The following is a 24,576-nucleotide window of genomic DNA, read 5'->3' on the forward strand; positions in this document are numbered from 1 at the left end:
TTTTCTTGGAAATGCATATGAAATCACGAATCGCGACATACTGCATCGCATTGACTGCCGTATGGGTTCTCGTACCGCGGCCGGTTATCGCAGTCGAAACGCCGAGCGTTGCCGTCTTAGCCGCTCCCGCAGCTGACGTGGTTCAGCAACGCGTGCAAGATTGGCTGAGCACAGTCAAAGACCTGCCACCGGAAACGCAGCAGCAGATCGATGCCTTGTGGCGAGTTGAAGGCGAACTCCCCGCGGAAAAATTATTAGAGCGGGTCATCGCCACCTTTAGTCTCGTCGACGCGCCGACGAAAGCGCTCGTCGAGGCCTGCCGCTTTCAGGATGTGGGCGTCCATCCTCCCGACGCGGAGTTGTTGGACACTGAGAACCTCGATTCGTTTTACACCAATAACCTGCGGTTGTTCTACGGTCGTTACCTCACACAGCGGCGGATGTACGAAGAAGGCTTGGCCGTTTTCGACAACATTGCCGTGACAGAGGTTGTCGATCCGGCGACCTATTTGTTTTTCAAAGCCGTCTGCCAACATCATCTGCTGATGAAGCAAGACGGACTAAAAACCATCGAACAATTGACAACGCGCACTGAGGGCGTCCCCTCGCGTTACAGCACCGTTGCGACGCTGATGCAGTACGACCTGGAAGGGCTGAAAGAGAAATCGCTCGACGAAATCTCTCGTAAAATGCTCGACGTGGAGCGGCGTCTTGACCTGGGACGGTCGGGGCAGAAGGTTCAAAAAGTCGAAGAGGAAATCATCGCCGGCCTGGATGAGATCATCAAGAAAATCGAACAGCAATCCGGCGGGGGCGGAGGTGGTGGCGGCCAGGGTGGCAACAGCAACAACCCCGCAAACGGGGCTGACGATAGCAGCGTGAAGGGCGCAACCGCACCGGGCACCGTCGATCCCAAGGACATTAAAAAAGGGGGCAAATGGGGCGGCCTGGATGACAAGGCTCGTTCCCGGATCAAGCAACTGATTGGCCGCGATTTCCCCAACCATTACCGCCGCGCAGTGGAAGAGTATTTTCGCAATGCCGCCAAACGGACGGTGCCGACCAATAATTGATGCCTCGTCCCCGCCCCTACCGCCCTTGACCCTGATGCCCCTGTGATTGAACTCCCCCCTCGTTCCATTAGTGTATTGAAGAGATTATGAGCGTTTGGTTCCTGCTTACGGCTGCAGTCCTGCTACAACAACCCCAGGTGGAATTGCAAACACTTGAGGGCGCTCCCCAGATCGGGAGCTTGTCGCAACTCACTGCCGATGGAGCAGTTATCACGACCGGTGAGGGAGGAGCAACCGTTAGTGCAGAGGACCTGTTGGAAATCCGTTTTCCGGGACGAAAACCGATACTCCCCTCGCGGGATTCCATTCATGTCACATTGACCGATGGATCGCATTTCGCATGCAAGTCGTTCGCACTGGCCTCCCAAAGAGCACAGCCAACAATCGAAGGCCTTGAGCCGTTCAGCTTTTCGTCGCGGTCATTAGCAACGATCCGCTTAGCGCCGGCCGAGGGTGCGATTGCTGAACTGTGGAGCGACATGCAAAAACGCGATTTCGAGACCGATGCGCTCATCATCCGCAAAGGAGATATTCTGGACTACTTGACCGGTGTCATTGGCGACATCGATGACAAGACCGTGAAGTTTCTCATCGACAATGACGAATTGGAACTTCCCCGCGAAAAAGTATTCGGCCTCATTTTTTATCACCGGACGCCGCGTAAAACGAGATCTGCCTGCGGGATTTCCCTGACGGATGGCGGATTGTTATTGGCCCGTTCGGTCGAATTGATGGAATCAAAACTGAACGCGCGGCTCTCGGTCGGCGGCTCACTGGAGCTGCCGCTCAGCAAGATTACCAGCCTGGATTTCAGCAACGGCAAAGTGGTTTATCTCGCCAACATGGAACCGCGCGACGTGCAATACGTCCCCTATTTCGACATCACTTGGACCTACCGTCGCAACAGCAACCTGGATGGGGGACCGATTCGCCTGGACGGAAAGACCTACTCCAAGGGGCTTTCGATTCACAGCCGCACGACATTGAAATATCGACTGCGCGGCGACTACCGGCGATTTCGCGCTGTGATGGGAATCGACCAAATCGTCGAAGGTCGCGGAAATGTGAAGGTAGTCATTTCGGCTGACGACAACGTTCTATTGGAAACAACAGTCAAAGGAACCGATAAACCGCAACCGCTGGACCTGGACGTGAGCGGCGCGCGGGACCTGACGATTCTCGTCGATTTTGGCGAGGACCTGGATATCGCCGATCATCTCGACCTTGCGGACGCCCGGGTTACGAAATAACGTTGAAGAGAGGGGGGTGGCACGATCGCGCCGCCCGACAATTCATCCTACACGGAAACAGAGATGCCCATATTTTTCACCTCGCTGATTGCGGCCCTGTTGCTGATTGCGCAAATCCCGGCAGTCCCGGCCCATGCTGTTGAGCCGGCAGTCGCGCAAGCGGAACAACAACGCATCGAGGTAATGGCCCGTGCCGCTTCGACGGTGGTTGCCGTATTCGGCGCCGAAGGGGCTGGCGGCGGCTCAGGAGTCTTGATCACGCCCGATGGTTATGCGCTGACGAATTTCCACGTAGTGCAAGGCGCCGGCAATTTCATGAAATGCGGTTTGGCCGATGGAATCCTGTATGACGCCGTGATTGTCAGCATCGATCCCACAGGCGACGTGGCCTTGATCAAACTGCTGGGGCGGGACGATTTCCCTGCTGCCCCAATGGGCAACAGCGATTTGCTCCATCAAGGAGACCCCGTGTTCGCCATGGGCAATCCCTTCCTGTTGGCGACCGATTTTCACCCGACGGCCACGTTTGGCATCGTTTCAGGCATTCACCGCTACCAATATCCCTCGGGCACGATTTTGGAGTACACCGACTGCATTCAAACCGACGCTTCGATCAATCCGGGCAACTCCGGCGGCCCGTTGTTCAACATGGCTGGTGAAGTGGTGGGAATCAACGGACGTATCTCTCTCGACAAACGCGGCCGCGTCAATGTGGGGGCGGGCTACGCCATCTCGATCAATCAAATCAAACATTTCATGGACCACCTCCGCAGCGGACGCATCGTAGACCATGCCACGTTGGGCGCGATCGTCTCCACAAATCAGGATGGAGCGGTCATGGTTGATAACATCTTGGAGGAGACACCGGTCTATCGTCGGGGCTTGCGATTGGATGATGAAATCGTTTCGTTTGCCGGGCGACCAATTCGTAGTGTGAATCAATTCAAAAACATCCTGGGGATCTACCCCAAAGGGTGGAAGTTGCCGCTCGCGTTTCGTCGGGAAGTCGACGGCAATATCGAAACCCACGAGATCATCGTCCGCTTAGAGGCATTGCACCGTAGCAGTGAATTGACGCTCGACAAACCTGCTAAAAAACCGCGTGGCCCCCAACTGCCTAAAAATGAACGAAAGGAACCACGACCGGACCCGGCAAAGACATCGCCGGAACTGGCAAAATACTATCAGAAAAAACCGGGGTTCCTGAATTACTATTTCAATGAACTCGAACGCGACCGCGCGCTGCGAGGGCTGGCCGATCTGGGTGATTTTTCCGAGACAAGCAGTCGCTGGATCGTCACCGGCAAGACGGAAACCAGTGAAGATTTCCGCATTGTCTTCGCCTCCACGGGAATGGGAATGCTCCTGGGCGAGAACGCCTACTTACAGCCGTTGGGCGAAGATGCCGCGACCATCGATGAACCGCCGGGGAGCGGCGGGTTGTTGGCCGGTTTGAACCACTATCGTCGACTACTGACGATGGGAGCTGCCGGTTTTTCTGAGTTCTATTACGTCGGCAGCACCCCGCTGGATGGTGTGGGTGAGCGTGTTGATATTGTCGAAGCAGAATTGAATGCCGGGCGTTCGCTGTGGTATTTCCACAAGGGGACGGGCGAATTGATGGGGTTTGACTTTTGGATCCATGACCAAGCCGATCCTTGCGAAGTTCGTTTTTCGGGCAGGCGAGACTTCCAGGGACGAATCTTACCCGCACGGTGGACCGTCAATCACGCCGACAAAACTTTCGTCACATTGAATATCGAAAACTGTGAGTTTCCAACGTCCGACGATGAGACTGTCAAGGAGGTGGGCCGATGAAACATCTCTTGCGTAGCTGCATAATGATTTTGCTGGTTTGTGGGAGCATGCCTCTCGCAAACGCCCAAGACGAGTTGTCACCCATCCAGGAAGTTCAAACACGACTTGTGAAAATCTTCGGTGCCGGCGGCATTGGCGGACTGCATTCCTATAGCACCGGTTTCATCATCTCACCCGACGGATATATCGCCACGGTCTGGAGTCACGTGTTGGATCCCGACGTGGTCACGGTCGTGCTGGGCAACGGACTCAAACTGGATGGCCGCATTGTCGGGGCCGAGCCGCAATTGCATTTGGCGATTCTCAAAGTCGATGCCGATGACCTGCCTTATTTTGATTTAGACGATGCTGCCTCCGCCGGGACCGGACAGCGCGTCCTGGCCTTTGGCAATATGTACAAAGTGGCCACCGGCGATGAACCGGTCTCGGTCATGCAAGGCGTGATTGCCGCCAAGACGCGGTTGCGTGCGCGGCGGGGCGCGTTTGAGGTCCCCTTTGACGGGCCCGTTTATGTCGTCGACGCCATCACCAACAATCCCGGTATGGGGGGCGGCGTGTTGACAACCCGCGACGGCCGGTTGCTGGCGATGATCGGCAAGGAACTGCGTAATGCCGAAACCAATACCTGGATCAACTATGCCATCCCGGTGGATGAGTTGGCTGATGTCGCCCATCAAATCAAATCCGGAACATTTCGCCGCAGCGATACCCCCAAAAGCCGAACTGCTCCTCCGCAAAACTACCGCGCGATCGACTTTGGCATCGTGCTAATTCCCGACGTGCTGAACCGCACGCCGGCCTATATTGATAGCCTCCTTCCCGGCAGCGATGCCGCCCAACAAGACCTACGCCCCGATGATCTGTTGCTGTTCATCAACGGCGAACTCATTCAGTCCTGTAAGGAGTTGGAGGCAGAATTGGGTCGGCTGGAAGAGTCGGATATTGTCCAATTGGTCGTCCGCCGCGGAGACAGTTTAGTCTCTGTGGAGTTAGAAGCCCCTGAAAAAGACGAACCGTAGTCCAACGAATTTGGGTGGCGCTGAAGGATCGTCCCGCATTGCATACTGCTATTCACGCCACCAACAGTTCGTGCCTCATTAACAATCGCTGAACCACACAATCATGCCGAATCATAAACCACGGCTGACCATTCTCGCGCTATTGAGCAGCGCCCTCCTAATAAGCGTGGCGTCGACAGCCGCAGCGCAAGCGGACGGTAAATTGGCTGTCTTGGAAGAACGCGCGCTCAAACAAGCTGCGGCGATTGTTGCTCCGTCGATCGTGCGGATTGAAACCGTCGGGGGTTTAGAGCGCGTCGATGAAATCCTGGCTGGAACGGGACCGACCACAGGTGTGGTGGTTTCGGCCGACGGGTATATCATTACGAGTTCCTTCAATTTCGCTGCCAAACCATCGTCCATCTTGGTATCGTTGCCCGATGGTCGCCGCTTTGCCGCGCGACAGGTCGCATCCGACAATCTCAAGATGCTGACCTTGATCAAAATCGACGCCGAGAATTTGACGCCGGCCCCTGCCGCCCCGCGCGACAGCGTCCGTGTCGGACAATGGGCCATCGCCCTGGGGCGAACTTATGAAACTCCGTTTCCCAGCATGTCGGTGGGCATCGTCAGCGCGCTCAATCGGATCTGGGGCAAGGCGATTCAAACCGACGCTAAAGTCTCGCCGGTGAATTACGGAGGCCCGTTGGTCGACATCGAAGGCCGCGTGCTGGGCGTGTTGGTTCCACTCTCACCGCAAGGAAAATCTGACGCCGCAGGTGTCGAATGGTACGATGCCGGGATCGGCTTTGCGATTCCCATGTCCGACATCTATGACGTTCTCGATCAACTCAAAGCCGAGAAAGATCTGCACAGTGGTTTGTTGGGCATTACGTTTCAAACCAAAGATCTCTACAGCACGCCCCCGATGGTCGACCACGTCTGGTATAACTCCCCCGCACAGAAAGCCGGGATCAAATCAGGTGACACGATCGTCGAGGTCAATGGTGCGGCGACGACACGAATTTCCCAAGTTCGACACGCACTAGGCAACGCCTACGCCGGAGATAAGATTGCCTTAAGCGTCGATCGCGACGGTGAAACGATCAAGGTGGACTTCGAGTTGGCCGCGAAATTAGAGCCCTACGAATCCGCCTTTTTAGGAATCTTGCCCGAACGTCTTTCGACCGTCGAACCGGCCGAAGCCGCAGCGCCCGCTGGCGTGGGAGTACGTTACGTCTATGCCAACAGCCCGGCAGCTGCCGCAGGACTACAGCGTGGCGATCGCATTACGAAATTCAATGACGCACCGCAAAACTCCGCGATCGAGTTACGCGACGCGCTCAGCCGCACGCGTCCGGGCGAGAAAGCGGTTCTCACTTTTCTGCGCAACGGGGAACCTCAAACAGCTGAGGTGGAATTACAAAAGATCACCGCTGAGATTCCGGCAGACTTACCACGCTCTCCCATTCCTTTGCCGGCAGAGAAAAACGATGATTCTGAAAAAACAGGACGGTTGGCCGAGACGCTGGAAACGCATGCGCACGATTTGTGGGCCTTCGTTCCGGATGATTACAACCCTGACTACCAGTACGCACTCTTGGTGTGGATTCATCCGTCGCGAAACACTATGGAAGCTGAGATGCTTAAACGTTGGAAGCAGATTTGCCGAGAGCGGGGTGTGATTCTGTTGGCCCCCAAGGCGGGTACGGCTGAGACATGGACGCCTAACGAAATCGGCTTCATCAAAGCGGCCGTCGAATCGTTTGTTGAGCGATATTCCATTGACCCACAGCGGATCGTATTGCACGGTTTCGAAACGGGTGCAGCCTTAGCCCAACAGTTGGCCTTTAAAGAACGCGAACTGTTCCCGGCCCTCTGTCTCGCCGGAGCCCCGCTAGCCATCCAGCCACCTGAGAATCGACCCGACTTCCCCTTGCAGTGGGATTTCGTGTATGGCGAAGACGACCCGCAGGGCCGCAAAATCGAGGCCTCAATCAAGGCCCTGGAGAAAATGCGGTATCCGGTCAGCCATCGCGCTGTGCCGGGATTGGGTCAAGACTATCCGCCGGAACCAGCCATTGAAGAGGTCGGACGCTGGATCGACGCGCTGGACCGCATCTGAAAGAGCACCCCGACCAGCGGTTGACTGAGTGCCGAGACGGCCAAATGCGCTCTGGGCTGGTTTTCTTCGCAGAACCGCTTTGCTAAACTTTGGACCACCGTGGAATCTGTGATTCCCCAGTCCCCTGGTTCTAATCTTTATCTCGAAAAGCATTTCATTCCATGAGTAATAATTCCCTGCTGCAAAGTTCCATTCCCGGTATGAAAGCCCACCAAGGCAAAGTCCGTGATGTGTACGAATTTGGCGATAAACTGTTATTCGTTGCCACCGACCGCATTTCTGCCTTCGACTGGGTTCTGCCCACCGGCATCCCGGACAAAGGCCGCGTGCTGACACAAATGAGCAAGGTCTGGTTCGACCGATTGGACGTACGCAACCATCTGATCAGCATGGACATGGGGGACTTGGATCTGCCCGATGGCGTTGACGTCGAGTCACTCGACGGACGAAGCATGGTCGTGCTCAAGACCGAGGTATTTCCGGTCGAATGTGTCGTGCGGGGCTATCTGTCAGGCTCGGGCTGGAAGGAATATCAAGAAACCGGTCGTGTCTGCGGCATCCAACTTCCGTCGGGAATGAAGGAAAGCGACAAACTCGCCGAGCCGATCTTTACCCCCGCCACCAAGGAGACCAGCGGACACGACATCAACATCTCCTTCGAACAGATGTGCGAAATCATCCCAGCCGAGACAGCAAAGAAGCTCCGTGATTTGAGCTTCCAGGTGTATCAATCGGGTGCGGACTACGCGGCGAAGGAAGGGATCATTATCGCCGATACAAAATTCGAGTTCGGGCATCTGGATGGTGAGATCATTCTCATCGACGAAGTCCTCACCCCCGACAGCTCACGGTTTTGGCCGGTCGATCAGTACGAACCGGGCAAGTCGCAACCCTCCTTCGATAAACAATTCGTGCGGGATCACTTGGTGGCGTGTGGCTGGGACCGCAACAGCGAACCCCCGGCTCTGCCCGATGACATTGTCGCCAAGACGCGTGCGAAATACGTCGAGGCCTATGAAACATTGGCAAAATCTGAGTTCCCGTGGAAGTAATTCTCCGCATGAAGCTTTCCGCGAGGGCGAGGCTCCTGCCGAGCTGCATTTGACCAAAACGCTTGCCCTGGTTCACAACCACAGGCTGCGTGCGGACATCGCCCCGCGGCGCTTCGTGTTGTTGCTGAATATGGTACAATGCCGTATTCGTGCAAATTCGCAGGGTGCCACTGGCGGCTTGTTCGCCAGTGCGGTGACAGGGCGAGCCTTTCATTCTAAACGCCGCCAAGCGATGTGCGCACTGCTGGACAAGCCAGCAGTGGCACCCGACCTCCGCACGTCAGGCAAATTAATTTCGCGTGGACGTATTCAGCCATATCACAATTCAGGGCGCACATGACGGGCAATTCTTTTGGACAGGCATTTCGGATCACCACCGCAGGCGAAAGCCACGGGCCGGGGAATGTCGTGATTATTGACGGTGTTCCACCGGGGTTGGAGTTGTCGGTTGAGGACCTGATGGTCGATCTCGATCGACGTCGTCCCGGGCAAAGTAAAATCGTCACACAGCGCAATGAAGCCGATCTGCCGGAAATTCTCGCGGGCGTCTTTGAGGGGCACACCACTGGTACCAGCTTGGCGATCCTCATCCGCAATACCGATCAACGCAGCCGGGATTACAGCGACATCCAGGACAAATACCGTCCCGGCCACGCGGACTATACCTACGACGCCAAATACGGTTTTCGCGATTATCGCGGCGGAGGGCGTTCCAGCGCCCGTGAAACAACGGCCCGCGTCGCTGCCGGTGTTGTTGCCAAAAAACTAATCGCTGCTGCATTCGGCGGACAGGTCGTCGGTTATGTTTCACAGGTCGGCGACATCCGCGCCGAAATTCCCGACCCGGCGGCGGTCACGCTCGATGCAGTAGAAAAACTGCCCGACGGGGAACCGAATATCGTCCGCTGCCCCGACATTGCGGCAGCGACGAGGATGATCGAGCTGATCGAATCGATCCGCAAGGACGGGGATTCGATCGGCGGCGCGGGGGAAATTGTCGCTTCGGGCGTTCCGGCAGGATTGGGAGAACCGGTGTTTGACAAAATCAAAGCCGATCTTGCCAAGGCACTCTTCAGTTTGCCGGCCGTACTCGGAGTAGAATACGGAATCGGCTTTGGATGCGTCGGAATGCGGGGAAGCGAGAACAACGATCTGTTCACCGCAGGCCCAGCGGGCCACGAAGCGGAAATCACAACCTCGTCGAATCGTCATGGCGGAATGTTGGGCGGGATCACCAGTGGACTGCCCATCGTGTTACGCGCCGCTGTGAAACCGACCAGCAGTTTGCCGATCGCACAAGAGACCGTCACGCGTGACGGCCAACCGACCACGATTCAAACCAAGGGCCGCCACGACCCGTGTCTACTACCGCGGTTCATTCCTATGGCTGAGGCAATGGTGGCAATCGTACTCGCCGACCACTGGCTGCGGCACGCCGGGCAAAACTCGCTCGACCTCTAGCTAGTTGCCGTCGGGTGCATCGCGACGCACCTTTCTGGGTAGGACGGCTGATTCACCCAACCAAACCGACTCGGCATAACTTCACCCATGCGCGATGGGATATCGCTTGGTGTGCGGAAACCCTCACCCCTGCCCCTCTCCCAGAGGGAGAGGGAGTTGGTTTTGGAGTGTCTTGATGACGGGAGGGTTTAGTTTTGCTCGCCGAAGATCACGGTGGCGGTTTCGCGACTGAGTGGCTTTTTCATTTGGTCGCTTTGCACTTGGACGTGCAGACGCGTGTCGCCGGGGGCCGTTGCCTCTAGCAAGAGGTCGACGGCGATATGCTTGTTGGGGGCCAAATCGGCGATCGGACTGAAGTCGATTTGCTGCTCAGTTTGCTGGTGCTCCAAAGGTCCTTTGATGCTGATCATCTTCATTTCCTCCGGCAACAACGTCGAGACCAGCACCCCTGTCGCCGCTTCGGTGCCGCGGTTTTGGATTTCAATGCGGTAAGAAACACGCTCACCAATCACCACAGGTTGATCGGCCTGTGAGATTTTGATGTCCAACAGTGCGAATCCACGGATCGCTGTCTCAGTGGTCGTCGATCCAATCTGTCCCGACTCGCCGAAAACACGAATCAAGCTTTCTTTAGTTCCGGGAACCTCAGGCAGCAGCATCACACTGACATCTTCGGATTCTTCTCCGGCAATCTGTCGAATATTCCAGGTCACGGTTTTCTTCCGGGGATCAAACGTTCCACCCTGCGAGGCTTTGAGGAACTTCATGCCTTCGGGAATTTGTTCAACAACCACAATGTTCTGAACGGGCGATTTGGATTTATTGCGGATGGAGTTGGTGAACGAAGTTGCGCGGCGCAGTAGGCGACTTTTCGGGCCCACGCGACTGATTGAAACCCCTTGGTCCAGGATTTTCACTTCGGCTTCAGCTTTGATGGAAATGTCCCCATCGGCTGTGACAATCGCTTGATTGACCCCTGCACCGACCTCGGCGGCTGTGAGCGTGAGTTGCACGTCGCGTGTTTGCCCACCCGCCAGATCGCCAATTTCGTATTCCAAATCCTTTCCGCCGGGATGCGTGAAGTGGCTCGGCAGAATGTCTCGCAACACGACCTTTTTAGCGACCATCGTCCCCAAGTTGGAGACTTTGAATTGAAACACAACCGGTTTGCCCAGCGGTGCCTCTTTGGGGGCATTGATGGAGACTTTCAGTTCCGGTTTTTGCACCACGGTCTGGGCGGCGACTTCCGCCACGAAATTGACGGTTGCGACGCTGCCAATCGGCCCTTCGGCAATCGGGATCACGCGGATCGAAATCTTACGTTCCTGATTCGGCTGCAGCGTACCGAACTTCCAGATCAGTTTTTTACCAACCAACTCAGCTTGGGGAATCGTGCCGGTCAGTTTGGCGCCGCGGGGAATTTCATCTTCCACGGTCACGTGGCCCGCGGGACTTGACCCCACGTTTTTAATCAAAATCGAATAGATAAACGGTTTGCCCAACACCGCTGTGGGGGGCGATTGTTTATCAATGGTCAGTTGCGGCCGTTGCTCGCCCCGCGGGGAATCTGCGTCGATCGTCCCGTCGCCGATGACATCCTCGCTGACGACATCCTCATCGGCCGCGGGCTGAGATTCGACCGTCTCGGAATCGGTTGCTGGAACGTCCTCGTTCGGTGCACGCGCCGGTACCGGTTCGGCGGGTAATAACTCCGGTTCTGGTTCAGCGACCAATTCCGTCGTCAAATCTTCAACAGGCTCTTCGGCCGGTTCTTCAAGAGTTTCCGTGAAGGTCTCTTCAACCTCGGGTACGAGGGTCGGCTCAGTGTCGGGAGCAGCAACAGGTCCTTCTTCGCTGTCGGTCGATTCCGTAGCGACTGGCTCGGTTTCGTCGGTGAGCATTGCCTCAGGTTCAAGGACGTCTGTCTCGGGAAAACTCGGCAGCGGCGGCGTTTCGTTGACAACCTCTTCCGTGGCCAGTTCGCGTGCCTCAAACGGTTCTTCGACAATGACGGCAGGTTCTTCCACTGCCGGAAGAGTTTCGCTGAAATCGTCGGCCAACATCTCCTCCGGTTCAATAGCCTCAATAGCCGGAGGGTCTTCGTTGTATTCAAGCGTTGTGTCGCCAGCTGGTTCTTCCAGTGCCGGCTCTTCGATGAGCGGTTCTTCGGCAACAATTTTATCAACGGCTTCTTCAAGTGGAAGCTCAGTCAGTTCCGGCGACTCTGGAGCGGCCTCTGCAGCTTCGATCTCTTCTGGAGGCGTCAAAGCCTCCGGCTGGAACGGCTCAATCACCTCGATGGCGTTGTCTTCTGCAAAATCGTCACCCAGCGGAAGCAATTCTTCTGTTTGTTCTTCAAACTCCGTTGCATCAAGCTGCACCTCGTCGAGCGGGGCATCCTCGTCCCCGGCGGTTGGCAGGCTGACATCGCCTGCAAACGGATCCGTTTCTTCAGATGTAAAATCAAACAACTCTGTTTCAACAGCCGGTTCCGTTTCAACTGCCGGTTCCTCAACTGAAGAGGCTTCGAACGGGTCGATTTCGGTGATCGCTGTCTCGGTTTCAGCTTCAGCCGGCATCGCCAATGGCTCGGTCGACTCGTCCAGAAAAAAATCGTCATCCGTGGCCGGTAATTCCTCCGGCACGATTTCTACAATCTCTTCTTCGTTGGAGAATTCGTCGGCGGCAGATTCCTCAGTGGCAGCTTCCTCCGTGGCAATTTCTTCCGTAGATGCCGCGGCGGCCGCATCAAAAATACCGATGGAGCTTTCCACTTCGGTATCGTCAAACGCAGGGATTTCTTCCAGTGGTTCTACCACCTCGGTATCGACTGCGACTTCCGCCTCAGACGGGTCGTCCCACAACTCAGGGACGGCATTTTCTGCTTCGACGGCGGTCCCGGCAACCGGTTCGTCTTGTCCCGACAGTGGCAGCCCTTCGTCGCCCAGTGGTCGCGGTTCGACTGCCTCATTCTCTCCGAAAGGATCTTCCACAGGTACCGCTGCTCCCGTTTGAGCCAGATGCGGATATTCTGTGGAATCATCGTGGACGTGCGGCACACGCGCGACCGTATTGCCGGTATTCTCATGCGGAGTCGCCGCGGGTTGAGCATCCCCAAGGATCACTTGATTAGATTCGCCCTCTGAAGGGTCTTCTACTTTCGTGTCCTCATTTTCCGCAACGCCTTGAGACGAATTGGTCATGTCCTCGCGAGCATGATCGATGACCAATAGGCAGAGCGCGACGACGCCGGTAATAACGGCGAGTTTCCACAAGGAACTTTGCATGGGATTCCTTTCCCGGTCGACAACGACGCTCTCAGAGTAGAGAGCGGGGGGAATTTGAACGATAACTTTCAGCGCATCGCGACCCAGAATCCCGTCTTGGGGAACTCGATGACGATGCACGCTACGTTTCTTAGCAAATTCCGCCGAACCGGGAAAGGGGAGTTTGAGATAAGTACGCGAAACCTACAGCGATTCACGGCATCTCAAAATGAACATAGGGTTTCCATTCACTTTTTTTCATCCTTCTGCTTCTTCACAGGAATCAATTGCACCGCATCGATCACAACATATCCGTTGGTTCCCTGATTTGAGATGGTTACGCTTCCCGCTTCCCCCGCTTTGAACTCAAAACGGCCGAGCGAATTAAATGCGCCGCTCCGGGGCGGTTTTCTCTGATTCAATGTCAGGGATTTTTCCCCGGCGGCACTTTTGACGACAACAGGGACGTTGCTGGCGCGGTTGGAATTGGGTGTATAGGCAATGCGGACTTCATACGTTCCGCTGCGAGGAATCATCGGGCGAAACACTGCCGACATTTCGCCGTTCCGCTGATCTTGGTCATGCCGATAACCAGTCCCCACAAATTCGCTGACCGATCGACTCGGCTTCCAAACGCCCGTCACCTGAGCATCCAAGTCGTCGACGACGATTCCCGGCAGCGTACTGGGATCAATCGGCGGTTTGCGACGCGGACCGGTCCAGACGAGAACCTGTCCATCGGCCAACAGTTTTTCTTTCAGCTTCGCATAATCGACTTTCTGCACACTCACTCCTTGATCGATCGCCTGACAAGCCGCCGTTGCCGCCGACTGCCCTAAAACCATGAACACCGGTTCCATACGAATCGAACCATAGGCGATGTGCGAAGCGGAGAGCGCGACCGGGGCCAACAGATTGTCGCACTCGGCTTCTCGGGGGCGAATCGAACGATAGGAAATCGGATAGGGGGAAAATCCGCCGACTTGCACATCCCCTTCATTGACCACCTGGCCTTCGCGCACATACCGCTGAATGTTGTGCGAATCCATCGTATAGGCGGCCAATCCAACGGCATCGTCGACAGTGCGCGTGCCAATACAATTATTTTCGGTCATCACATAATCAGAAATCATGCGGCGGGCTTCACGGATGTAAAGTTGATGCGGCCAATGCTCGGTCTCCACAAATTCATCCTTGGCCAATCCCCACGTTTGAAATTCCTGGCGAATTTCCGCAGGTACGCGGGGGTTGTTGGCCAGCGTCCACATCAGACCTTTTTGATAGTCGAGATGTGCTTGAATGATCTCCGCCCGCCGTTGGTAATCCCCATCGGGATAGTCGTAATTGGCGCCGATGTAGTCGGTCGAAATGGCGAAGTTGTTATTCACATCGGTTTTGCGATTGGGCATCGGCGTCGGATGCCAGGGGACGCGATGATCACCCGCTTCGAAATTGCGCAACAGCAACTCATAATCCAGCGGATCGTACCCGTCCGGCTTGGTCCACGGCACGCGGTTTTCTGGAATATCGGTGGTACACATCCGGAAGCAGTAGGCCTGCACGCCACGATCTCCCGCCCCTTCTTGGCCGGGACCATCGCTGGGAATTCCCGGCAATAACCCACTGGAAGGGTCACCTGGTTTGATGTAGGGGTCGACCGGTTTGACAAATTGATGATGGACCGCATTGCGGGTCTGCACGCCGTTGATCGTCTCGCCGTAGGTCGCATTGCTTTCGCGTCCGACGTGATAGGAGACGCCGGCGACGGCCAACAGGTCGCCTTCATAAGTCGCATCAATGAACATGTCAGCAGCAACTTGCAGTCCGCTTTCCATCACGATGGTATCAATGTGCGAGTCGGTTTTGTTTACGCCGTTTTTCAAATCCAACCGCTCTTCGAATCGCACGGGGATTTTGTATTCCGCCAGCCAATCGCGAAACGTTTGCTCGGCAACGTGCGGCTCAAACGTCCACATTTCGGTTTTATTTCCCTTGCGACGGCTACGAAACTCTTCCCGCTTTTGCCAATTCCAAGACTCCGGCTGTGCGTAGTGCGCCCCCAGCTTGCGATAGAAATCGCGTGACAACCCGCCGATGGCCGCTTTATTGCCAATGTCGGTCGCTCCCAGTCCGCCGGCGGTCAATCCGCCCAGATGTCGGCCCGGTTCAATGAGCAGCACCGATTTGCCCATCCGCGCCGCCTGCACCGCAGCAACCACACCCCCCGACGTTCCGCCATAGACGATAACATCGTACTTCTCCACCGGTGCCTCCACCGGCGCGTTCGCCCCAACGAGCAATATCGCAGCGAATAATAATCCAACAATCCCTAGACCAGTTTTCATGTTGTGTCTCTTTTCGTGTTTTTCCGTGCTACTAACGTTTCAATGTTTTGCATGTTGCGCAAATTTTTGTGTGGCGAGGCCTTTTGATGTTCCGGTGCATAGCGGTCATTTGAAAAATCGATGCTGAACGATCCGACAGGTTGTTTTGCGTCGGAAACATTCGGCCACCGTGCTCGACAAGGAGCGCCGTGCACGACGGCAAGCTGTCGGTTTGGGACTTAGCAGTTTCACGCCCGCGAATCTGTGTTTGATCTGTGTTTGATCTGTGGCTAAAAATATCGTCGTTTGGGTTGCGGCTCCGCTGCGCTGGGTTCATCCGTGGCTATTTTTTTGTTTTCGGTAGGGGCCACTTTAGAATCTGGGCATCGGCGAGCAATCGTTTTTTCAATTTTGCATAGTCGACTTGCCCAACGGTTACATCGTCGTCGATGGCGATGCAGGCGGCGGTGGCTGCGGACTGGCTGGTGACCATCAATACCGGTTCCATGCGGATACTGCTAAAGGCGGTGTGGCTGGCGGAGAGTGCGAAGGTGACCAGCAGGTTATTGCATTCCGCGGCTTTGGGAATGATGGCGGCATAGCCGATCTGGTACGGCCCAAAGCCACCGCGGCCGGTGGCGGTCTTGCCTTCGCGGGTGACGACGCCATCTTTGACGATCCGGCGAATCTCGTGCGTGTCGGTCCCGTATGATCCTAGTCCAATCGATTGCGAAGCGATCTTTCGCCCGAAGGTGTGATGTTCGGTCATCACAAAATCGCTGACCATGCGCCGGCCTTCACGAATATAAATCTGGTGCGGCCAGCCGCCGTTGTCCGTAAATTCATCCGACGGCAAACCGAACCGCCGCATGTCGTCGCGGACTTTCTTCGGTACGCGCGGATCGTTTGCCAGAAAATAGAGTAGTCCGCGGTGATAGTGTTCAATCTGGCTGGCGATCACGGCTCGCTCGTCGTAGCTGGCCTCGGGCCAACCCCAGCTGGCGCCGGGTAGATTGCCGCCAAACGTCGCTGTATTGAAATCCCATTTATCATTGGGGAGTGGGTCGTGTTTGCTAAACCAGCGGAGGTCCATGTCGTCGCCGTTGGCCAAACAAGCTTTGATGAATCGCACGACCAACTCATATTGTTTCGCGTCGTAGTTTGGTGGCGGTTCGATCGGCAGGCGGTCGGCGGCGGTCGTTAAGCAGAGCCGAAAACAATAGGCCTGGATGCCGGGCGCCGGGTCTCCCGGCACGCCCGGTTCACCAGCTTGCACCAACGGGAGCAGCCCGCTCGACGGATCGCCGGGGACGACATAGGGATCGAGCGGAAAATCACGGTCCCACGCCCCTTGCCCACCCGCAACACGTCCATTGGCTCCAGGCACTTTATGGTTCAAGCGCGGTTTGTACCCAGGGCTATAGTAAATGCCGTTGAATTTTTCACCGTACTTGGCATTCCCTTCGCGCAGCAGCGTATATTCCACACCCGCAGCCGCCATCAAGTCGCCTTCATACGTTGTATCTATAAAGACTTTCCCACTGATCGTGCTGCCATCCTCGAAGCTCAGTTCGTCGATCCGCGCGCCGCTTTTGTGCACGGCTTTGAGTCGCAAATTGCGCAGAACAGTTACCCCGGCTTCCCGCGCCATGTCATCGAAGACGCGTTCGCCGACGTGCGGTTCGATCGAATACGCCCCTCCGGTGGCGGGGCCTGAACCTTTTTTAAATGGTTGGTCCCAGTTGAGTTCTTTTCCATAACGGGCAACCAGCCGGGTGAAATACTCACGGGTTACGCCGCCGATACTCCGTGGATCACCAATGTCGACGGCGCTCAGACCGCCGGAGGTCATGCCGCCTAGGTGCGCGCCCGGTTCGATCAACGCGACGGACTTACCCATCCGCGCCGCCTGCACCGCCGCCATCACGCCCCCCGATGTCCCGCCATAAACGACAACATCGTAGCGCGCCGGCGGGGCTTCCGCAGCACAGAGCTGTGTGGCCACCAACAACAATCCGACAAACCAACCGCAGAGTTTCATGCTGCGAGCTTTCCTCAATGCGAACCGAAATTTTCTGCGAACGCTTCCCCACACTTTGCGTTCGCTTCCGATCACATTGTATCAGCCGTAGGTTGAGCGCGGCTACCAAGCGGGGGGAATGGCGTGCGCGAGCGGCGCAATTTGCCATTCAGTCCGGCAGCAATGTGCGGTCGGACTGAATCGGAAAGCCTGTTGCGTCAGTTTGGCTTTTGGTCGCCATCAGCTTGTGGAGACAAAGACGTTTACAGCGCCATAGTCATGGGCGGAGTCTTTTGTCCTATGCGAGCAAGGTGCGTCGCGACGCATCCAACGTTCTACGGATTCATCAATACCAGGTGGCTGGTGGATTTTCCGTTGGTTTGGCGGCGGACTTTTAGCAACAGTGGTTTTGATTCGCTTGTTTGCAGTGCTGTTTGAAAGGCGTCGACCGAATCGACTGACTTGCGGGAGACCTCTTCGATGACGTCATACAACTGCAGGTCAGCGGCGGCCAACGGGCTGTCGGCATCGACGTTGAGGACCAGCAAACCGGCCGTCCCCGTGCCATAGCCCAATTGGTCGGCCAACGAATCGTCCAGCGGTTGCAGCGACAATCCGAGGTCAACTTTCGGAGCTTCTTGGCCGGGAATCACGGGAGTCGACATTTCGGCGCTCCGATGCGAGCGGTCCAGGTCGATTACTTTCAACTCCGCACGCACCCGTTTGCCCTCGCGAAAAACGACGAGGTTTACCGAGGTGCCAATTTCTTTGAGGCTGATCAAATTGATCAGGTGATTCAGGTCATGCACGTCGACGTCATCCACACTAAGGATCACGTCCTCACGCTGCAAATTAGCATCCGAAGCGGGCGTATTGGGATAGACGATCAACACATGCGCGCCGCGGACACGGTCCAATTTCAACTTGCGGGCGACGTCGATATCGAAATCCTCGTTCAGCCGGACACCGATGTAGGCGCGACGGACTTGTCCATATTCCAACAGATGCGTCACTACGCGGCGGACCAAACTGCTGGGAATGCTAAAACCGATTCCTTCGTTTCCACCACTGCTAGAAGCAATCGCCGTATTGATCCCCACGATTTCGCCGCGGAGATTCACCAACGGGCCGCCGCTATTTCCCGGATTGATGGCAGCGTCGGTTTGCAAAAAGTTTTGATTCAAAATGCGGGATTCTTTGCCAAGATTCAACGACCGGCGCGACTTCGCGCTAACAATACCGAAGGTCACCGACTGGCTGAGTCCAAACGGACTTCCCAGGGCTAAGACCATGTGCCCGATATCCAAGACTTCGCTGTTGCCCCAACGCGCGGTTTGCAGGTTGTCGGCTTCGACTTTCATTACGGCAATATCAGACCGTTCATCGCTCCAAACTTGCAAGGGCTGCAATTCGCGACCGTCGAACAGACGGATGTGAATTTCGTTGCGAGGCGTTCCACGAATCACGTGTAGGTTGGTGACCACAAAAGTCCCCCGCGCCTTGGTCGTGTCATTGCGGATAATGACACCCGATCCGGTTTCCTCAACGGTGCGACCGCTGACGTGCCGCACGCATTGAATGTGCACCACGCTGGGCATCGTCAATCGGGAGACCTCGGCGATCCGTTCGCTACCCTGTAGAATCGGGCTGTCGGTTTGGCTCAATTTTGCGTAGGTCTCATCCGCCGTCAGATAAATCGGCGATTTGGCCTGCAGCGAATTCGAGGGTGCCCAACCGTTGAAAGAAGCGCCCACAATGATGCCGCTCAACAGGCAACCGATGCTCGCGATGATACAGGTGGATCGTTTCATAATACCTCGCCCGAACTCTAACCGGAAAAGTGACCGCGTTGTTTTTGAATTGCTTGTCGGTTCGCTGCGCAAGTCGCAAACGACGTGACCAACCGTCATGCACAACAGATCGAAAAGGTGTCTCACTTGGCGAACAATCATTCGCTGCTGTCAGACAAGCTGTCCTCAAACGCCGATGTCGTACTAAAAATCAGATGCAGGATTCTTAACAACTGCAGTATACATTCTGACGTGCGACGGGCGAGAATAACAGAGGAATCTTGCGGAGACTACCACGATCTGTGCGAGAATGGACGTTATGACCAAGGTAATCGGCAAGCGACCGTAACATATCCACGACCGGCACAGTCGCCCGTTTCGCCAAAAATTCGCTGCAACTCAAGGCCGTTTGAGTCACCATCCAATCAGTCCGTTTATCGCGCAGCCTCGTTACGACTTCGCTAGTGTGCATGCTCCTCAATGTTTGACAGATTCACGGCGATTCGCAAAACCCGCCCAACCGACAGCTTTCCACGATACGTCCATCCGAGCTGCATTTATTCTACAAGTAGTTTCAAAACCCTCTGACGCATTCCACTGACACTGCTCTGTAAGTTCCTGTAACAAGCGCAACCGGGTTTTGAAACTGGTTCTAGTCAACGTGAACAATCGGAGGCGTCGCGTCGGAGACTCTCCAAACGCGAGCGCGGACTCTCCACGCAATGCAGAACCGGTTTGCCGCATCATTTCAAATCTAAGTCGCTGATCGACAAATCACGATCTTTGTTCGAACCCTCGAGTTCAAACACGGATTCCCAATCAGCGTCGAAATCATCGAAATCGGTGCCGAGCAATTCGCGTTTACGTTGACAATCTATACACAACGGTGTGTACGGCAATGCTTTGAGGCGTGCGACAGGAATCTTCGTTTCGCAATCCTCACACATCCCATAGCGTCCCAAGCGAATGAGCTTGATCGCGGTTTCGATTTGCGTCAATTCGCGACTTTCTAACGCAGCCAGTTGGGAATCGATTTCTTTTTTCGATCCCTCCGAAGCTTCGTCACAGATGTCGCCCGGCGACGTCGAGGGCCCCAGCGAACTGAGATCCTCGGCTAACTTTTCGCGGAGGTCATCCCGTTTCTGCATCAAGTTTTCGTGCAATCTAAGTAGTGCGTCTTTGCGAGTCATGTCTAGTCTCTCCCAATGTGGAGAACAAGGTAGCGCGGATACGTTCCTACTATGCATACGTCCGGCCACCCCAAAACGTTAGTTTCCTGTTCAAGGTGTATATCTTCGCAAACTATAGCTCCGATTTATGCAGCCGTGGGGAACGACATGAAACAATTTAAAACGTGTGCTATGTTGCGCGGGCGCGCAGGGGGAAACGCCAACCTCTCTGCGCACGCAAACGCATTGGCAGCAAAGAGTTGCGACTGAAGCTCATTGCAGGAGTTGCAGAGCGTCGAAAACCGCAATCAAATCCGCACGACCGGAATCGCTAATACATAGCGAACAGGACACACCCAGAAATTACGGCCCTGTGTAGCGAAATTGAGCGTTATTCAGAAACCTGTTTTACCAACCGACGGATGCCCCCCATCACGGTCTCTTCCACCGATGGAGTGAAGGGAGTCGGCGTGAGTTGATGCACAATCCCCGTCCGCCCCTCATAGCCCCCTTCGAGCAGCACACGCTGCGAAGGCAGATACGCGAACACATCGGTGCAATAACCGGCGACCCAGACCATCGGTCCGGCGAACTCCAGCTTCGAAGTGCGGGAATAGTCCACAACCGTTTCGCCGCTGATGGCAACGAACAGCAACTGATCGCCGAACCGCGCCACGGTCAATGGACAGGGCTGTTCGGTCATCACCTTCCCGTGGGTATCAAGTTCGTTGAGCAGGTATTTTGCCTTGCGCTGCTTATAGGCATTTGCGGAGGTCGCCTCGCGTTCGAGTTGTGCTCGCGGCGGCAACGGCTCTAAAGCCAACGGCACCGTTTCATGCGCCACCCGCAACGGACCGTGCACTTCGATCGGCTCGGCTTGAATGGCGCGTTCCACAGCATCGGCAAGTTCCCGTCCGTGTTGCCGACAATACTCCAGCCCTTTCGGTCCATGGCGGGGATAGGGATTTTGATCTCCGCCGCAGCCCATCATGAACAATCCAATCGCCCCGGGGTGCGCCGCCTCGACATCGTACTGAGCAAAGCCCGCATAGTCGCCGCAATACTTGTAAAAATCGAGCGTCGTATTGTGGCAAGCATAGCCGAACATCACGGCCCGCAACTTGCCATCCGGGGCGACAACTTGCATGACCGGGACATCATCGTCGGTCACTCCCTCGTCGTTCTGGCGGTTGACGAAGCCATCTTCGGTTGGAAATCGCCGGGATTTGCCAAAGCTCGCGGTCGATTGGCTGACCAAGATCTTTGCCGGGCTGAGGTCGTCGAGCGCTTGGCCAACCAGAGTCGTCAACTTGGGAACCAATTGCTGTTCGATGTAGTCCACAATTGCCGCTTCGGATTCGTCGGAGAGGCTATAAAACACAGGGCGTTCGGCGGCGATTTCCGGCGCGCAGTGCGTATGCGATACATTGATGATTAGATTGGCTTGCGGAAGTTGATGTTGCTTTTCGATCGCCGCAGCCACCGGACGCACGATCCCGTAATGCATGGAACCCAAGTCGCACGTCACCAACACCAACCGCGTCCCGTCACTCGATTCAAAGGCCAACGCCTTGGCGTACAAATCATGCACCTTCCCTTGTGCCGGTTTATAGCGACTGCCATAGCCCGACAACCATGTCGGCGATTCGGGGGTAATTACGATTTTAGAAACGCCCACGTTCCACTCAGCCGCCTCGGCCGAGCAAGTTGTCGTGACAAGTACCAATAAACCCAACATCAATGAACGATACATCGCGTTTCCCTTACAGTCTCGTGGGTGAGATTTCCAATTGCTTTACCAGTTACCAGCACACAGTGGCGAGCGACACGGGTCGTCTACGTTCCCAGTCGCGCCGTCGGATCAGAGAGCAGGTTGGGATGCGGGGCGTGTGGGTAATCGACCGGTTGATAACTGATCGCTAACTCGGGCGTCTGCAGCCGTTGATGATCCTGAGCCATCGACGTTAATGCTCGGTCAAGAATTCCGCTGGCCAGCAACGTCCGCTCGACTGGGTAACTGGGACGGCCGGTGTGCATCATCCGCTCGATTCCTTTGAGCAAATACGCAAAGTGCGGATGCCGCGGCTGCAGCCGTTCTTCGAAATTCGTCGCTAGCGGTTTGGCTTGCCCTTTGAGTTTGACCGCTGCGGAAATCCCGCCTAGATAGTCGGGCAGCATGAACACCGCGCCTTGAAAACCATCGGTATAATGAAACAAGAACAATGCCGCGCGCTCGCTATTGCGCAGCTTGGGCGACGATTGTTTTGGCGTGACCTGCATTGCGGCCTCCAGCACCTCTTTTGAGACCGTGCCGTCATCGACCGCCTGCCACATCGCCGGCCCCTGCAGGCATTGCACCCACTCCACACCAACTCCGCCTCCGCGGCGGCGTTCGACCAACGACTGTAAGCAGTCCAAGGTGTGGCTGCCGTAGATGTCATTTCCCGAATACCCGACGGCGACAGCGGCCTCGATTTCACAATCCATGGGAATAGAAATATCCGGCCGACGATAACTGACCGGCAATGACGAACCGGCCATGAAGGGGATTTTCATTTGCCGGGCGCGATCGTACATCCACTTCGCATCGTCCCATTGCGGCCCGAGATGTTTGTCGTTGAAGACCGGAACGACACGGTCATGTTTTTCAAACGTATCGCTGATCTCTTTGAAGAATCGCCGACGCGGATAGAGGTGCTGTCCTTTGTCGTTCCACGGATAATCACCATGTTCGCCAATGCTAATCACGCCATCGACCGTGATTTCATCGCCGCCGGTGGTGACTGCTTGCTCAATCGTGTCGAAAATCGGGATGTTGTATTTCTCAGCCATGGGCCGCGCGAGATCGCCGGCGGGGAATTGATCGACATACATCCCGGCAAGTTTCAGCGCCGGTCCCGGACCGCCATCCTGCTTCCAACCTTCCAGAATTTTTCCGATCAACACATCGGCGTGCAGTCCTTTGCTATAGGCAGTGAGAACCGCGACGACCGACTTGGGTGGGATGGCCTCGGATGACGTAGCGGCACGGGAACCATAACTCAGACTCCCGACCATTGTTCCTGCGGCGAAGGCTTTGAGGCAATCGCGTCGCGTAATCCGTCCGTTGTTCGTCATTCCAATCCTCGCCGATTGTTTTACAGTCACCTTAGGTCGCGCATGCCTCCCGAATCCGCCAGCAGAAACAGGCGGGTTCGAAAGGTCCCTGCATTCTAAACAGCGAAGCCGCGGATTTCATACCGTCTCTGCGAAACGAAAGCCTCCTCCGCGCATGCAGAGAGGCCGCCCGATTTGATCCGGGCGGCCTCTATTTATGATGAACAGCTTGAGCTGGTTATTGTGACCGTTCCTGTCAGTCGCGTTTTAGAAACGAATGTTGAATACCGGACGCGGCGGTACGATGGCTCTGTTGCGAAACTTACGTTGGCGATATTCATAGAAAACCGGGGTCGGCACCATGTGCAGGTCCTCTTGCAAGTGATGCAACGTAGAATTGATCCGGCGTAACGTCCGACGCAGGTGGCGAGTTTCCGCACGTCCTAAGGTGTACGCATTGCCGCGGTATCCGTGGCGGGCCCGGTATTTGGCGACACGGTCCATCTCGTCGACAAGTCCTTCGACGTGGTGGTAGATTTTATCCAGTTGAGCCAAGTCCAAGATAATGTGTCGCCGAGCAGACGTGTGGTGTGCAACAGTGTGAATGTGACGAGCCAGTCGTTGCATTTTACGAGCATCGTTGGCTAAGTGGCGATAACTTGGGGTCGAACGGAAGTGATGCTCAATTTCGTCCCCGAATTCGGCCGTTTCACGCTGCAGCTGAGCTGCCAAATCATCGATATGTAAATCGGAAGCAGCACTGGCCGTCCCGGTGAATAGGCCCAAGGTCGCGATTGCAAAGGCAAAGGTAAGAGTTGTTTTCATTTCAAAAGTCTCCTGGGCAAGTGGATATTCGTGGGATAAGTTTCATTCGCATCTGCAGTGAGTAAACGCACTTCGCGTGCCAAACCGTGAACCAAACCAGTAAAAATCCACACAAACACTTACACACAAAAACTTTACAAATCCAACCAATCCCCGTGGGCCCTTAGATGTATTGAGCATCCACAAGCCAGGGTGTCCACATATTGACACACCGTAAATCACAACGACGACACCCAGTCCAGCACGGCATTTGTGGAATTTGGGTTTGCAAGAACGTTCCACGTTCGGCAAAATCTAAGCTGTGCTTAG

Annotated in this window: 15 protein-coding genes; 7 read left to right on the plus strand and 8 right to left on the minus strand. The window is 55.6% G+C overall.

Annotation, left to right across the window (positions count from 1 at the left end; translation table 11 throughout):
• Positions 1-17: 17 nt before the first annotated feature.
• The 7 genes from Mal52_RS18355 (at position 18) to aroC (ending at position 9,777) form a co-directional block, all read left to right on the plus strand.
• Entirely contained in the window at positions 18-1,073 is a 1,056-nt protein-coding gene (locus tag Mal52_RS18355; protein WP_145377769.1) for a hypothetical protein, read from the plus strand.
• A gap of 86 nt (positions 1,074-1,159) precedes the next feature.
• Positions 1,160-2,323 carry an NPCBM/NEW2 domain-containing protein gene (locus Mal52_RS18360; protein ID WP_145377770.1) on the plus strand — a complete coding sequence of 388 codons (1,164 nt, stop codon included), beginning with the start codon at positions 1,160-1,162 and terminating at the stop codon, positions 2,321-2,323.
• A 63-nt stretch (positions 2,324-2,386) separates the two neighbouring features.
• Complete coding sequence (locus tag Mal52_RS18365) at positions 2,387-4,141, plus strand: S1C family serine protease (protein WP_145377771.1); 1,755 nt, start codon at positions 2,387-2,389, stop codon at positions 4,139-4,141.
• Positions 4,138-5,160 (plus strand): S1C family serine protease, encoded by a 1,023-nt coding sequence (locus Mal52_RS18370; protein WP_145377772.1) that lies wholly within the window; start codon positions 4,138-4,140, stop codon positions 5,158-5,160. Before Mal52_RS18365 ends, Mal52_RS18370 begins: the two co-directional genes overlap by 4 nt.
• A gap of 103 nt (positions 5,161-5,263) precedes the next feature.
• Positions 5,264-7,264: a PDZ domain-containing protein gene (locus Mal52_RS18375; RefSeq protein ID WP_145377773.1), complete on the plus strand. Its 2,001-nt coding sequence runs from the start codon at positions 5,264-5,266 to the stop codon at positions 7,262-7,264.
• A gap of 161 nt (positions 7,265-7,425) precedes the next feature.
• Entirely contained in the window at positions 7,426-8,316 is an 891-nt protein-coding gene (locus tag Mal52_RS18380) for a phosphoribosylaminoimidazolesuccinocarboxamide synthase (RefSeq protein WP_145377774.1), read from the plus strand.
• 336 nt (positions 8,317-8,652) lie between these two features.
• Entirely contained in the window at positions 8,653-9,777 is a 1,125-nt protein-coding gene (gene aroC, locus Mal52_RS18385) for a chorismate synthase (protein ID WP_145377775.1), read from the plus strand.
• A 188-nt stretch (positions 9,778-9,965) separates the two neighbouring features.
• Here aroC and Mal52_RS18390 read toward each other — a convergent pair whose 3' ends face one another.
• The 8 genes from Mal52_RS18390 to Mal52_RS18425 form a co-directional block, all read right to left on the minus strand.
• Positions 9,966-13,064, minus strand: a complete 3,099-nt coding sequence (locus tag Mal52_RS18390; RefSeq protein ID WP_145377776.1) for a DUF11 domain-containing protein — start codon at positions 13,062-13,064, stop codon at positions 9,966-9,968.
• 227 nt (positions 13,065-13,291) lie between these two features.
• Positions 13,292-15,388: an FAD-dependent oxidoreductase gene (locus tag Mal52_RS18395; protein ID WP_145377777.1), complete on the minus strand. Its 2,097-nt coding sequence runs from the start codon at positions 15,386-15,388 to the stop codon at positions 13,292-13,294.
• Positions 15,389-15,710: 322 nt separating this feature from the next.
• Positions 15,711-17,408, minus strand: coding sequence for an FAD-dependent oxidoreductase (locus tag Mal52_RS18400; RefSeq protein ID WP_145377778.1), 1,698 nt, complete (start codon positions 17,406-17,408; stop codon positions 15,711-15,713).
• A 314-nt stretch (positions 17,409-17,722) separates the two neighbouring features.
• On the minus strand, positions 17,723-19,198 hold the full coding sequence (locus Mal52_RS18405; RefSeq protein WP_145377779.1) for a trypsin-like peptidase domain-containing protein: 1,476 nt from the start codon (positions 19,196-19,198) through the stop codon (positions 17,723-17,725).
• A 722-nt stretch (positions 19,199-19,920) separates the two neighbouring features.
• Complete coding sequence (locus tag Mal52_RS18410; protein ID WP_197534309.1) at positions 19,921-20,367, minus strand: TraR/DksA family transcriptional regulator; 447 nt, start codon at positions 20,365-20,367, stop codon at positions 19,921-19,923.
• A gap of 370 nt (positions 20,368-20,737) precedes the next feature.
• Positions 20,738-22,099 carry a neutral/alkaline non-lysosomal ceramidase N-terminal domain-containing protein gene (locus Mal52_RS18415; protein WP_145377781.1) on the minus strand — a complete coding sequence of 454 codons (1,362 nt, stop codon included), beginning with the start codon at positions 22,097-22,099 and terminating at the stop codon, positions 20,738-20,740.
• Between the two features lie 83 nt (positions 22,100-22,182).
• Positions 22,183-23,463, minus strand: a complete 1,281-nt coding sequence (locus Mal52_RS18420; RefSeq protein WP_231962387.1) for a hypothetical protein — start codon at positions 23,461-23,463, stop codon at positions 22,183-22,185.
• 246 nt (positions 23,464-23,709) lie between these two features.
• Positions 23,710-24,267: a hypothetical protein gene (locus tag Mal52_RS18425; RefSeq protein ID WP_145377782.1), complete on the minus strand. Its 558-nt coding sequence runs from the start codon at positions 24,265-24,267 to the stop codon at positions 23,710-23,712.
• Positions 24,268-24,576: the final 309 nt, after the last annotated feature.

Origin of the sequence: Symmachiella dynata, assembly GCF_007747995.1 — a bacterium.
GTDB classification, from domain to species: Bacteria; Planctomycetota; Planctomycetia; order Planctomycetales; family Planctomycetaceae; genus Symmachiella; species Symmachiella dynata.

What these genes read in the sequence shown, in the direction of transcription:
- aroC (WP_145377775.1), top strand. Translation starts at nt 8,653, where the DNA reads ATGACGGGCAATTCTTTTGGACAGGCATTTCGGATCACCACCGCAGGC.
- Mal52_RS18375 (WP_145377773.1), top strand. Translation starts at nt 5,264, where the DNA reads ATGCCGAATCATAAACCACGGCTGACCATTCTCGCGCTATTGAGCAGC.
- Mal52_RS18410 (WP_197534309.1), bottom strand. Translation starts at nt 20,367, where the DNA reads ATGACTCGCAAAGACGCACTACTTAGATTGCACGAAAACTTGATGCAG.
- Mal52_RS18380 (WP_145377774.1), top strand. Translation starts at nt 7,426, where the DNA reads ATGAGTAATAATTCCCTGCTGCAAAGTTCCATTCCCGGTATGAAAGCC.
- Mal52_RS18425 (WP_145377782.1), bottom strand. Translation starts at nt 24,267, where the DNA reads ATGAAAACAACTCTTACCTTTGCCTTTGCAATCGCGACCTTGGGCCTA.
- Mal52_RS18355 (WP_145377769.1), top strand. Translation starts at nt 18, where the DNA reads ATGAAATCACGAATCGCGACATACTGCATCGCATTGACTGCCGTATGG.
- Mal52_RS18420 (WP_231962387.1), bottom strand. Translation starts at nt 23,463, where the DNA reads ATGACGAACAACGGACGGATTACGCGACGCGATTGCCTCAAAGCCTTC.
- Mal52_RS18390 (WP_145377776.1), bottom strand. Translation starts at nt 13,064, where the DNA reads ATGCAAAGTTCCTTGTGGAAACTCGCCGTTATTACCGGCGTCGTCGCG.
- Mal52_RS18400 (WP_145377778.1), bottom strand. Translation starts at nt 17,408, where the DNA reads ATGAAACTCTGCGGTTGGTTTGTCGGATTGTTGTTGGTGGCCACACAG.
- Mal52_RS18415 (WP_145377781.1), bottom strand. Translation starts at nt 22,099, where the DNA reads ATGTATCGTTCATTGATGTTGGGTTTATTGGTACTTGTCACGACAACT.
- Mal52_RS18405 (WP_145377779.1), bottom strand. Translation starts at nt 19,198, where the DNA reads ATGAAACGATCCACCTGTATCATCGCGAGCATCGGTTGCCTGTTGAGC.
- Mal52_RS18360 (WP_145377770.1), top strand. Translation starts at nt 1,160, where the DNA reads ATGAGCGTTTGGTTCCTGCTTACGGCTGCAGTCCTGCTACAACAACCC.
- Mal52_RS18365 (WP_145377771.1), top strand. Translation starts at nt 2,387, where the DNA reads ATGCCCATATTTTTCACCTCGCTGATTGCGGCCCTGTTGCTGATTGCG.
- Mal52_RS18395 (WP_145377777.1), bottom strand. Translation starts at nt 15,388, where the DNA reads ATGAAAACTGGTCTAGGGATTGTTGGATTATTATTCGCTGCGATATTG.
- Mal52_RS18370 (WP_145377772.1), top strand. Translation starts at nt 4,138, where the DNA reads ATGAAACATCTCTTGCGTAGCTGCATAATGATTTTGCTGGTTTGTGGG.